General features: G+C 49.1%; 12 protein-coding genes. 10 read left to right on the forward strand and 2 right to left on the reverse strand.

All coding sequences use genetic code 11. The features are described 5' to 3' along the window. Positions 1–98: 98 nt before the first annotated feature. The 8 genes from ASL11_RS17920 (at position 99) to ASL11_RS17955 (ending at position 6,655) form a co-directional block, all read left to right on the forward strand. Complete coding sequence (locus tag ASL11_RS17920) at positions 99–653, forward strand: DUF402 domain-containing protein (RefSeq protein ID WP_056617538.1); 555 nt, start codon at positions 99–101, stop codon at positions 651–653. Next, entirely contained in the window at positions 654–1,253 is a 600-nt protein-coding gene (gene lepB / locus ASL11_RS17925) for a signal peptidase I (protein WP_056617541.1), read from the forward strand. A 128-nt stretch (positions 1,254–1,381) separates the two neighbouring features. Continuing rightward, a complete protein-coding gene (gene queG, locus ASL11_RS17930; protein ID WP_056617664.1) occupies positions 1,382–2,551 on the forward strand; it encodes a tRNA epoxyqueuosine(34) reductase QueG in 1,170 nt (389 codons plus the stop codon). Position 2,552: 1 nt separating this feature from the next. After that, on the forward strand, positions 2,553–3,089 hold the full coding sequence (locus ASL11_RS17935) for a methylated-DNA--[protein]-cysteine S-methyltransferase (RefSeq protein WP_056617543.1): 537 nt from the start codon (positions 2,553–2,555) through the stop codon (positions 3,087–3,089). 34 nt (positions 3,090–3,123) lie between these two features. After that, positions 3,124–4,155, forward strand: coding sequence for an HD-GYP domain-containing protein (locus tag ASL11_RS17940; RefSeq protein WP_056617546.1), 1,032 nt, complete (start codon positions 3,124–3,126; stop codon positions 4,153–4,155). A gap of 78 nt (positions 4,156–4,233) precedes the next feature. Next, positions 4,234–4,455, forward strand: a complete 222-nt coding sequence (locus ASL11_RS17945; protein WP_056617548.1) for a YneF family protein — start codon at positions 4,234–4,236, stop codon at positions 4,453–4,455. A 25-nt stretch (positions 4,456–4,480) separates the two neighbouring features. Beyond that, positions 4,481–5,068, forward strand: a complete 588-nt coding sequence (gene folE / locus ASL11_RS17950) for a GTP cyclohydrolase I FolE (protein WP_056617551.1) — start codon at positions 4,481–4,483, stop codon at positions 5,066–5,068. Positions 5,069–5,329: 261 nt separating this feature from the next. Then, positions 5,330–6,655, forward strand: coding sequence for a deoxyguanosinetriphosphate triphosphohydrolase family protein (locus tag ASL11_RS17955; RefSeq protein ID WP_056617553.1), 1,326 nt, complete (start codon positions 5,330–5,332; stop codon positions 6,653–6,655). Between the two features lie 566 nt (positions 6,656–7,221). Here the strand turns inward: ASL11_RS17955 and ASL11_RS17960 are convergent. Beyond that, positions 7,222–8,247, reverse strand: a complete 1,026-nt coding sequence (locus ASL11_RS17960) for an alpha/beta hydrolase (protein WP_056617556.1) — start codon at positions 8,245–8,247, stop codon at positions 7,222–7,224. A gap of 297 nt (positions 8,248–8,544) precedes the next feature. Between ASL11_RS17960 and ASL11_RS17965 the strand changes: the two genes are divergently transcribed. After that, entirely contained in the window at positions 8,545–9,288 is a 744-nt protein-coding gene (locus ASL11_RS17965) for an IclR family transcriptional regulator (RefSeq protein ID WP_056617559.1), read from the forward strand. A gap of 446 nt (positions 9,289–9,734) precedes the next feature. Continuing rightward, a complete protein-coding gene (locus ASL11_RS17970) occupies positions 9,735–10,631 on the forward strand; it encodes a cation diffusion facilitator family transporter (RefSeq protein ID WP_056617561.1) in 897 nt (298 codons plus the stop codon). A 110-nt stretch (positions 10,632–10,741) separates the two neighbouring features. Here ASL11_RS17970 and sleB read toward each other — a convergent pair whose 3' ends face one another. Beyond that, positions 10,742–11,410, reverse strand: a complete 669-nt coding sequence (gene sleB / locus ASL11_RS17975; RefSeq protein WP_056617563.1) for a spore cortex-lytic enzyme — start codon at positions 11,408–11,410, stop codon at positions 10,742–10,744. Positions 11,411–11,463 lie beyond the last annotated feature (53 nt).

Genomic DNA, 11,463 nt, shown 5'->3' on the forward strand with positions numbered 1-11,463 from the left:
GGAGCATATCTGTGCCGCCATTGCAATTGGGGGTCAGATATGCTTTTCTAGTATAATAAGGTGACGTTTCGGCAGCAATTTACAGAGGAGCTTGGAACATGGATAATTTCACGCCGTATGTGATAAAAAGCTTCAAACACGACGGGCATCTCCATCGCATGTGGTTGACCAATTGGCGGGTTCCTTCAAGTATGCTCCACGAAGAGCATCAGAAACAGGGCATGCTTGTGTTCATTAATAGTCAGACTAAGATTCAAGAAGCGGATGGCAAGGAGTGGGTTAGCCGCATTCCAGGGGTTTCTTTTTTTATTCCGAAAATGTGGTTTAATATCGTTGCTCTCATGGAGGAGACAGGGGTTCGCTATTACTGTAATGTGGCCTCTCCTTTATACGTGAATCAGCAAATTTTAACATATATTGATTATGATTTGGACGTTATCCGGTTGCCAGATCGAACGGTACATATTGTGGATCAAGATGAATACGAGCGTCATAAGCTCGGCTACCATTACTCGTCCCTTGTCGAAACGAAGGTGAAAGAGGGGCTTGCAGCGCTGCTGTCGTTAGTGAATGAGGACAAGCCGCCTTTTCAGGATGACATGGTGATCTACTATTATGAGCAATGGGAAAAGTATAAGAGCGGAGGCGGTTGAGTGAGCTTCTTCGTAGGGCGAGAAGATTCGAAAAGGCAAGTTTCTGCACAAGGGTATGTTCATGAATCGAAAAGCTTTACGCACGAGCTGTGGGATTGGACGAAATCCATTCTCGTAGCTCTTCTTGTTGTAATTATTGTTCATCAATTCGGTTTTAATTTGTCTACGGTGCGCGGTCACTCGATGGATCCGACGCTTCGAGAAGGCGAGTGGCTCTTCGTGAACAAAGCCATCACCTATTTAAAAGCACCGAGCCGTGGTGAAATCGTCATTCTCAAAGAGCCGGAGAAGCTTGCTCTACCTCAACACCCTTTATTGGTCAAAAGGGTTGTGGCTATCGCAGGCGATGAGGTACAGAGCCGCCAAGGGGCTCTCTATGTGAACGGCGATAAAGTCACCGAGCCGTATGCGGATACGCCAATCGAAGATGGTGACTTCGGACCGACAGAGGTCGGACCGGGCCAGATCTTCGTAATGGGCGATAATCGGCATCTGGCAGCAAGTGCAGACAGCCGTATGTTCGGGGTCATACCGATCAGTCTCGTCCAAGGACGGGCTGACTTTGTGTTATGGCCGCTCGATATGGCGGGAAAGCTGTAAGAGCGTAGTGATAGCTACGTGAGCACTGGAAGTTCCGGCTGAATTCAATATTCGATGTCGAGTATGCTTCTTGGACTACTTCGTGATCAAAACTGGACTTGAGAGAGGTGAGCAGATTGGCGGTTTCCATGGAAGACACAACAGACTGGCGCAAATTACAACAAGAGATTGTGGAAGCCGCGCCCTCTCTTGGTATTGATAAGATAGGCTTCACTTCGGCGGAGCCGTTTCACGCCTTGAAAGACATCCTTCTCCGCCACAGGGAGAAGGGTTTCGAATCCGGCTTCGAGGAGCCGGACATCGAGAAGCGGGTACATCCCGAGCTGAGCTTCGACTCGCCGCGCTCGATCATCTCGATCGCCGTCGCGTACCCGTCGAAGCTCTCGAACCCGCCCCGATCTGAGCCGGGGGCGTATCGGGGCATGATCTCACGCTCCTCTTGGGGGAGCGACTACCACGACGTGCTTCGCGATCGGCTCGCGAAGCTGGAAGCCTTCATCGCCGAGCGCGTGCCGGAGGCGAGACTGCAGAGCATGGTCGACACCGGTGCCCTCGTCGACCGCGCTGTCGCCGAACGTGCCGGCATCGGCTGGAGCGGCAAAAACTGCGCCGTGATCACCCCCGAATGGGGGTCGTGGGTGTATTTGGGCGAAATGATCACGAACATCCCGTTCGAATCCGATATAGGTATTATGGACCAGTGCGGAGACTGCACGATTTGCATCGATGCCTGTCCAACAGGGGCGCTAGTCGGCCCAGGGCAGCTCAATTCGAGCCGCTGCATCTCGTTCATCACACAGACCAAAGGGTATGTGGATGACGAATACAAACGCAAAATCGGCAACCGACTCTACGGCTGTGATACGTGCCAGGTCGTCTGCCCGAAGAACAAGGGGATGAACTGGACGCATCATCCCGAACTGCAGCCTGACCCGGAGAAGGTCAAGCCGCTGCTCATTCCCTTGCTCACGATGTCGAACAAGGATTTCAAAGAGCAGTACGGGCGCATTGCGGCTTCCTGGCGCGGCAAAAAGCCCATCCAGCGCAACGCGATCATCGCGCTGGGCAATTTCAAGGACCGCACAGCGGTGCCGGTCTTGAGTGATCTGCTGCGGAGCGACCCTCGCCCGGAAATTCGGGCTACCGCAGCGTGGGCGCTGGGGCGCATCGGCGGTGAGGAAGCTTTCGCCGCTTTAACTAAAGCTGCTGCGGCTGAACAAGAGCCGCAGGTGAAGACGGACATCGAGAAAGCCATAGCTGTACAGAACAGTCAAGCAGTGGCCGTACAGGAGGAATAAGATGAAACAGCAGCAAGAAACGGTCGTGCTCACCTATACCGAGATCGACTCGCCCATCGGTCCTCTCGTGCTTGTGGCATCCCCACAGGGCCTCTGCAAAGTCGAGTTCGGTACCTATGAGGAGAATCGAGAACAACGTGAACAGTGGGCAAGTCGTTGGTATGGGGCGTTTGAGCTAAGCGAAAATGCGAAGCAGCTAGCATCCGTAGCTGAGCAATTAACGCAGTATTTTAAAAGAGAACGAGAGAGCTTTGAAGGGGATCTGGATTTACAAGGAACGGAGTTCCAAAAGCGAGTATGGCTGGCCTTGCAAACGATCCCTTATGGGGAGACAGCATCCTATAAACATATAGCGGAAGCGATTGGTTCGCCTAAAGCTGTTAGAGCCGTAGGGGGAGCGAACAATCAAAATCCCATTCCTGTCATTATTCCATGTCATCGGATCATTGGGGCAAACGGCGATCTTGTGGGTTATGGCGGGGGACTTCCGACCAAAGTGCACTTATTAGATTTGGAACAACGAACATTGCTATCCTAGAAGTTCAACAATTACAACATGTGGAGTGAATCCTATGAAATATGTGCATTTGGATTCGGTGGAGTCTGGTCAATACCTGGGACGTACGATATATGCCAGCAATGGGGCAATTTTGCTTTCGGAGAATGTGCAGCTAACCGTGTTTATGATCAATACGCTGAATCGAATTGGCGTGACGATGATTTATATCAAAGACCCGAACCTAGAAGATGTGGAGATCCCAGAAATCCTATCGGATGAAACGAAGCGCCTTGTCATGACACAGATGGGGCAGACGTTCGCGTCTATTCAGTCAGGGAAAGATTTCAACTCGCGCAACGTTAGCATGTCCATCAACACACTTTTAGATGAGATTATGAAAAATCGTGATGTCCTCGTACAGCTGAACGATATTCGGACGCAGGATAATCAAATGTATATCCATGCCATGAATGTCTGCATGATGGCTGTGCTCATCGGAATGAATATGGGAATGAATGCGACCCAATTGAAAGATCTCGCTATGGGAGCGCTTCTGCATGATATTGGGAAAGTGGAGCTGCTCACAGACGATGAATCGGAGGATCCGCGGCGACATCATACGTGGCGTGGGTTTGAGCTTTTGAAGAATAAGCGTGAGTTCAATCTGCTCATTGCACATGTGGCCTTTCAGCATCATGAGGCACTGAATGGAGAAGGCGTTCCGAGAGGGATCATGGGCGATGATATTCATCTCTATGCCAAAATAACGGCCGTCGCCAATATGTACGACAACTTACTCTTTGATATGTCTGCAGGACGCCGCAAGTTGCCCCATGAAGCCTGTGAATACATGCTGGCATTGGCGGAGACGAAGCTGGATCGCGATGTGTTGATTCAATTTTTGAAAATTGTTTCGATTTATCCGACAGGAACTTCGGTGCGGTTGACGAATCGGGAGACTGGCGTTGTCGTTGGTCAGCATAGAGGACTTCCCACGCGTCCGATTATTCGGATTGTGAAGCAGGATGCCACAGATAAAGTGTTGGACATCAAAGAGATCGATCTGGCGAAAGAAACAACTTTATTCATTGAACAAGTTCTTTAATTTGTAAACCGTGGAACAGAAATGATATGATAGAACAAGCATTCTATTCTAAATATGTACAAGCAGGGGGCACAGGTTATGTGGAGTTATTTAATTCCCATTCTCACATTGATTGCAGGTTTGGTTGGCGGTTTCTTTATTGGTGTATTCTATTTGAAGAGACAGCTGGAATCCATGCAAAACAATCCTGAAATGCTAGCCAAAATGGCGAAGCAAATGGGCTACAACATGAATAAGCAACAATTGAATAAAGCACAACAAATGATGAAGAACCAAAATTTTAACCAAAAGCGGAAATAAGAAATAGGGTGGAGTGGTAGAGAAGATGGCATCCATCGATTATAAAAATGGATTAGTCGCAGAAAATCGCGAGCAGATTGAAAGTCATGTCCGTGAAATTTTGCGACTGATTGGTGAAGATGTAGATCGTGAAGGTCTGTTGGATACGCCAGCTCGTGTAACGCGTATGTATGAAGAAATTTTTGCAGGATATGCAGCAGATCCTCGCGAAGTACTTGGTGTTACTTTTGATGAACAGCATGAAGAGCTTGTTATCATCAAAGATATCGTTTACTACAGCCAGTGTGAGCACCATATGGCGCCTTTCTTTGGCAAAGTCCACGTTGGTTACTTACCTAGCGGTAAAGTGGCCGGTCTCAGTAAATTTGCTCGTTTAGTTGATGTCGTTACACGCAAGCTGCAGGTACAAGAACGTATTACCTCTGAAATTGCCGACATCCTATTCGATGTGCTTAAGCCGCATGGCGTCATGGTTGTCGTTGAAGGCGAGCATATGTGCATGTGCGCAAGAGGCGTGAAGAAATACGGCAGTCAAACCGTAACTTCTGCTGTGCGCGGCTCCTTCCGTAAGGATGCAACACTGCGTTCGGAATTTCTATCTTTATTAAAATAATAAGAGCACCGGGGAATGTGCACCAAGACAATGGTCTTGTGCATCATTCCCTTTTTTCAGTTGTGCATCAGGTTAGGCTTGTTGGGGCATGGAGAATATAGTATTCTTTTAAAAATATAATCCTTCTGTATCAGGGGGTCGAATGGTGACTATCGTACATGCTCTCGCATAAACTGATAGCAGTGTGAGGAATCGCCCCAGCAGCAGGATACAGGTGAGATCGGCGCCCTACAGCGCTAGAGGGCTAGAGGAGGCAAGCATATGAACAACATAAGGAAATATCGGCCTGGTGAGGCAGCTTCCTCGAAATGGAGTGAAGAACGGGATGAATTTGAACGGGATTATGCAAGGTTGATTCAGTCACCGACCTTTCGGCGTCTACAAGGGAAATCTCAGGTGTTCGGGGCCGGCTCGGGAGATTACTATCGGACTCGTCTGACGCACTCCTTGGAGGTCGCACAGATTGCGCGAGAAGTGGCGAAGCGTTTAGAGCGGACGAATCCCTTTTTGAGCAAAAGAGAGCATCCAGGCCTGATCATCGATCCGACCGTGGTCGAGTGCGCATCCATTGCGCATGACTTCGGTCACCCGCCTTTTGGACATAAGGGCGAAGAGGTGCTCAATCATATCCTAATGAAGGATCACGGCTTGAAATATGAGGGTAATGCGCAAAACTTCCGGATCCTCATGTTTCTTGAAAAACGAGCAGGCAGCGAGAGTGGTCTGGATCTGACGTCAGCTGTGCTTCTTGGTATTAATAAATATCCCTTCCTCATTGAGGAAGAAGGGCGTCTGAAGGGCGTATATGGCGCGGAGTGGGACGTTATTCGTGAGTTGCGTGACATTTGGAAAATGCCAGTGGGCTGCTCCACATTGGAAGCGCAGTTGATGGACCTCTGCGATGATATTGCGTATTCTACGCATGATATCGAGGATGGCATTCGGGCAGGCAAAATTCAAATGAACGCTACCTTTTTCGAGGATCAACGATTGATTCGACATCTCGTGATGGAGATATTGAACGATCCCAATCAGCATAAGTTTGGCTGGGAGCAAGTTGATATCGAGCAGATGGTGCGGCGCGTGCTGCACGATTATTTGGAGCAATGGGAGCTCATATTTGCAGAGTGCAACCGCGAGGAATCGCGGACGCGCAGAGAGATGAAAGCGCGCTGGGTCAGCTCATTCGCGAGTCGCCTCGATATTATCGATGACACGGAACGAAGCTGGAAGAAGGTCGCCCTCGTCAAAGACGGCGCAGAGGATATGGATCTCCTACGGACGATGGAGATCCTCAAGAAGCTGGCGTGGGTCACGCTGATCAAGGATTTCCGCGTCCTGCGCCTGCAAAAGCGCAGCGAGATCATCGTCGAGCGTCTCTGGGACAGCTTCATCGATAAGGACAAAGGGCAGTGGATCATCCCGCCCGACTGGATCGATAGCTACGAGCGGCGCAGCATCAACAGCAACTGGAGCTGGCCGCGCTTCGTCGCGGACTACATCTCGGGCATGACCGATGCCTATGCCGAGAAGGTATATGCAGAGCTGTTTGCGAGCAAATCGGGCTCGATATATGAGATGGATTGAGTGGGGGCGTGCCCATTCAACTTCTGTCTGCATGTAGCTGTGAGCGGCTGCAGGTAGCCACATGTAACCACTCCGCCAACCCACTTTCACGAACTAGCCGCCCGCCAGCGGCTATAGTTAGCTAAAGGCAATGACAATCAGCTACAGGAAGCTATAAGCAGCCACAAGCATCAGCAAATACCTTACAAGTAACCAGCCACCCCACTTCCACCAACCAGCCGCCTCCCATCGCTAATGGATGGATTTTATACAGCTAATCTATCTAGTTTTTCACATTTTAGATGATTAGATGGATTTCCTGTAGTTAATTTAGCGGTTATAAGGGGAAATGGCGGAAATTGCAACATTTAGCTGTACTTTTTCCATTTAAATTTATTATTTGATGAGATAAGCAGAAATTAGCTGTAGGTTTTCCAGTTAAATCGCGTCGCAGGAGCATACGGTTGAGAAGTTGGCCAATTTGGGGATGAGAGGTAAGCGCTGCTTACCTCTTTTTGTATAGGTTCATATAGGTATGCAAGCCGGTAAATGGCCAAAAAAAATACCGACCTCATCAGAGGTCGATTTTATAGGGAGGAGGGAATACCAGCGTTAACGTGCTCGGATGTGGCCGATGGTTCAATACTGCCGAGGAAGTCCATCGTGCGGCTCACATACGTTTTGGGCTCAGCGCGATACAGAAGTTCATGCTGTGCGTTAGGAAGAATCCATAGCTTAGAAGCGGTGTTGTGTTGTTGCTTGAACATAGCCTCGACTAAAACATGAGGAGCCTTGTTATCATTTGTGCCATGAATCATGAAGATCGGCATCTCATATGACGTTGTGGTCACTTTAGTGAAGGGCACGTCGTGCAAGCTTACGCCATTAAGTAAAGGAAAGAATAAACGGACAAGTGGGAGAGAAGGGTACTTTGGCAGATGTACGACTTGATTCATATTTTGATAAAGGGTGTCTGAGTTCAGCAGAAATGTGCTGTCTAGGATCATCCCTGAAATATCTCCGTTTTGCTGTAGAGCCGTCTGTAAGGCAGTGCCTGCCCCCATGGAAAAGCCCCAAATAAAAATCGAACCGCCAGTGGATTGTTTGATGTAATCAATGGCCCCAAGCAGCTCTTGGGATTCCTGAACACCGCCGGTCATGAGGCGACTACTAGTAGGATTCACGTAGCCATAGTCAAACATGAGAACGTTATACTGCTTTTTATGAAGCTCGCGGGCTAAGGTGTACAAAGGAACCCATTCTTCTTCACGATTGCCTCCATAGCCATGTGAGAAAATGACAGTTTTACTCGAGCCTGCTGCTGCGATGAACCAGCCATCTAAGTTGGATTTACCGTTTAGACTGGGAAATGAAATGTTCGTATAAGGAAGTCGGACAGCTTTCATCGGATTCGAATGTAGAGGCTCAATATGTGGCCTAGCCAAGGTCCAAGCAATGTAAGCGTGGAAGATGAGTACGACTGAGGTGCATAGTATTAATAAAACTAAAAAAGTGGTGGCGATTAGCTTTTTCCTGCGTAAAAAAGGTTGTGTAACCTGATCAAGAGTGGGTTGCAGCGATCCCGTTACAGGATTTAGTGTAGTTGTAGACATCGATGAAGCCTCCCTCCGTGAAAATGTGTATGTGAAATTCTGCTAGTTAGAGGTGTAAAATAGGAAGGGAGAGTTAATTGTTTAAATATTCTGATAAGTGTTGCTGTACTTTAATATTATTCTGAATGCGCTTTCAAGTCAATGTAGATGCGGCATTTGTAAGCCTATTGTAACGGTTCTGTAATAATGGGAAAAAGAGGCGTTTGACCTTTACGGTTCTACGTAGTTTGGTTATACTGAACATAACAAGGTTTCATATAGTGAAACAGTTTGGCTTATAAAGGTGGTGACTCTTCTATGGAAGATGGCAAGCTGACCGTGCGTGCTGTTGAGCGCGCTTTAGATATTATGCTTTGTTTCACGGGGGCGTCCGAGTTGACGTTAACCGAAATTGCTACACGTGTGCAGCTTCACAAAAGCACCGTGCATCGGCTTCTCGCATCGCTTGAAGGCAAGGGCTTCATCATGCGTGATGAAGCGACGGATAAGTACAGACTGGGCTACCGGCTCTGGGAGCTTTCGGCTAACCTGTCCAAAGAGGGAGACCCCGGCATCATTCTGTTGCCGGAGATGGAACGGCTGCGCGATCAGCTCGGCGAAACGATCTCGCTGTACGTGCAGGACGGCCTTGTGCGCGTGCGCATCCAAGCCGTGCAGAGCAACCATGCCATTCGCCGTGTGGCCCCTGTCGGGGCGCGAATGCCTCTTTACGTCGGCGCCTCGAGCAAGGTGCTCGTCGCCTTTGCTGAGCCAGGGCTGCTGGAGCAGTTGCTAACCTCGGCCGACTGGCCGACAGGGTTAGACACGCAGGCATACCTGCAGCAGCTCAGCGACACAAGACGCGCGGGCTTCGCCACGAGCGTCGAAGAGCGCGAGCCTGGCGCGGCTGCTGTGTCCGCGCCGATTCTTGACCGCGGCGGCCGACTAGTGGCCGCCCTGGCGGTCTCGGGTCCAGCGAACAGGCTCACGCTGGAGCTGATGCAAGAGCAGGCGCCGACGATTATGGAGGCGGCGCGCCGGATGGGCACGATGCTGCGCTAAGCACCTGCAGTCGTCTTAACTCGCATTTACGCCAAGAATAGCGAGTAAAGCAAGAAATAAGCACTTTCAATCACCTTAACTCGTGGGATATCACGAGTTTATCTCAAATAAGCACTCGAGGAGTGCTTATTTCCCGTGTTTGCGCTCAAAAAGGCACATAAAGCAGGAAATAAGCACTTTCAATCACCTTAGCCCGCGATATCCCGCAGGTTTATCTCAAATAAGCACTTTCCACAGCTCTATCTCTCAAATAGTCGAACCCCAGGATATCCCAGATAACATTCCACATCACCTCACCATCCCCATCGTAGTCACCGTCATCATCACACCGTTTCGTCGCATTGCCATCCCTATCCCCATCCACTCAGTAATCCCACTACCTACCAACATGGACGGATGCTTTGCCGCTGAAAAGCCATACTAAATGTGGGAAGGGAGTGGAAGTCATGAAGAAGACAGCCTCGATGCTGGCGATTTGGGTAAGCCTGGCCAGTAACATTGTGCTGACCGCGATCAAAATCATTGTCGGCCTTCTGTTTAATAGCCAAGTGCTAATTGCCGACGGCATTCATAATGCTGGAGACGTTATCGCGACGGCAACCGCATATAGCTCCATGCGCGTGTCCTCGAAGCCAGCGGATGTAGAGCATCCTTATGGACATGGGAAAGCGGAGGTACTCGGCGCTTTTATTGTTGCGATTATATTAGGCGGAGCCGCTATCTATATGGGCTATCATTCGATTCATGCCTTATTCGAACCAGCGGGTGAGGCGCATATCATTGCCTTTTGTGCGGCTATCGTTTCCCTCGTCTGGAAACAAATTCTCTATGTCTATACGATGCGGATAGGACAGAAGCTCAATAGCAAAGGGTTGATTGCCACGGCCTACGACCATTTGGCAGATGTGTACGCCTCAATTGCAGCTTCGGTGGGGATTGGCTTGGCGTTGCTAGGAGATCACTACAACATTAGCTACTTGGCGTATGGAGACCCTGTAGCGGGTATTATCGTTTCATTTCTTGTATTGAAGCTGGCGTACGAAATGGGCAGCGAGTCTTTCGATATTTTGATGGAACGTAGTGTGAATTCGACCTATATCGAGCAATATGCCCAGCTGATTCGTACTGTACCAGAGGTCAAGCGGATTGATCGACTACGAGCGAGGGAACATGGCCATTACATATTAGTTGATGCGAGACTTGGAGTTCCAGGCCAACTGACGATTCAAGAAGGTCATGACATCAGCCGTAGTATTAAGCAGAAAATTAAAGAAGCCCATAACGATGTGGATGAGGTGTTAGTCCACTTGAATCCTTGGTATGAAGAGCAGGCTGATACCTGAGTGAACTGGACAAGCTGTCTCTCTGTGAAAAAAACACCTCTACATAAGCTCGCTTCACCAGCGGCTTCATCTAGAGGTGTTTTCTATTACATCGCATTTTTCAGGCGATCTTATTTTGCGAAAATATGATTCCCTATCTGTACCGTCTGTTGACGAGTCCAGATCCATGCGCTTGTCGCCGTCTTCGGGTTGAAATAGTAAAGCGCGCCACCCGTTGGGTCCCAGCCGCGAACAGCTTCTAGTGCAGCTTTATAAGCTTGACTATCTGGTGTTAAATTATATTGGCCATCGCTGACTGCCGTAAAGGCGCCAACTTCGAATACGATGCCTTGAATGGTATTCTCAAACTGACTGGATTTTAATCGGTTCATAACAACCGCTCCAACAGCCACTTGACCCTCATAGGATTCACCGCGTGCTTCACTGTAAATAACTTTAGCCAGCATGTCCAGCTCAGCTTGATTCACCGTGAATTTACGCAAGTACTCCCATGTTTTCGCACCAACGATCCCATCCACACTAAGTCCATAATTCGTTTGGAAGTTACGAACCGCTGCGGCTGTAATCGGACCATATTTTCCATCTATGGAAGGCTCATATATGCCTAAAGTTTTTAGTCGGAATTGTGCGTCCCATACGTCACCATTTTGTGTGCCTTGCTTTAAAGTCGTAGCTTCTGCTGCGGATGCCTTCGGGCTCCACGTACCTGCATTCATCCCTAAACCAAAGGAAGCTACGAGTGCGACTACGACTAGTTTTTTAATCAACATCATCTTCATCTCCCCTTTCGCTTTCCTCAGTATAGGGGCCGATATACATCGTCTCAACCCGC

This window comes from Paenibacillus sp. Soil750 (genome assembly GCF_001428045.1).
Classification (GTDB): Bacteria; Bacillota; Bacilli; order Paenibacillales; family NBRC-103111; genus Paenibacillus_E; species Paenibacillus_E allorhizoplanae.

What these genes read in the sequence shown, in the direction of transcription:
- ASL11_RS17920 (WP_056617538.1), top strand. Translation starts at nt 99, where the DNA reads ATGGATAATTTCACGCCGTATGTGATAAAAAGCTTCAAACACGACGGG.
- queG (WP_056617664.1), top strand. Translation starts at nt 1,382, where the DNA reads ATGGAAGACACAACAGACTGGCGCAAATTACAACAAGAGATTGTGGAA.
- ASL11_RS17935 (WP_056617543.1), top strand. Translation starts at nt 2,553, where the DNA reads ATGAAACAGCAGCAAGAAACGGTCGTGCTCACCTATACCGAGATCGAC.
- ASL11_RS17940 (WP_056617546.1), top strand. Translation starts at nt 3,124, where the DNA reads ATGAAATATGTGCATTTGGATTCGGTGGAGTCTGGTCAATACCTGGGA.
- ASL11_RS17945 (WP_056617548.1), top strand. Translation starts at nt 4,234, where the DNA reads ATGTGGAGTTATTTAATTCCCATTCTCACATTGATTGCAGGTTTGGTT.
- folE (WP_056617551.1), top strand. Translation starts at nt 4,481, where the DNA reads ATGGCATCCATCGATTATAAAAATGGATTAGTCGCAGAAAATCGCGAG.
- ASL11_RS17955 (WP_056617553.1), top strand. Translation starts at nt 5,330, where the DNA reads ATGAACAACATAAGGAAATATCGGCCTGGTGAGGCAGCTTCCTCGAAA.
- ASL11_RS17960 (WP_056617556.1), bottom strand. Translation starts at nt 8,247, where the DNA reads ATGTCTACAACTACACTAAATCCTGTAACGGGATCGCTGCAACCCACT.
- ASL11_RS17965 (WP_056617559.1), top strand. Translation starts at nt 8,545, where the DNA reads ATGGAAGATGGCAAGCTGACCGTGCGTGCTGTTGAGCGCGCTTTAGAT.
- ASL11_RS17970 (WP_056617561.1), top strand. Translation starts at nt 9,735, where the DNA reads ATGAAGAAGACAGCCTCGATGCTGGCGATTTGGGTAAGCCTGGCCAGT.
- sleB (WP_056617563.1), bottom strand. Translation starts at nt 11,410, where the DNA reads ATGAAGATGATGTTGATTAAAAAACTAGTCGTAGTCGCACTCGTAGCT.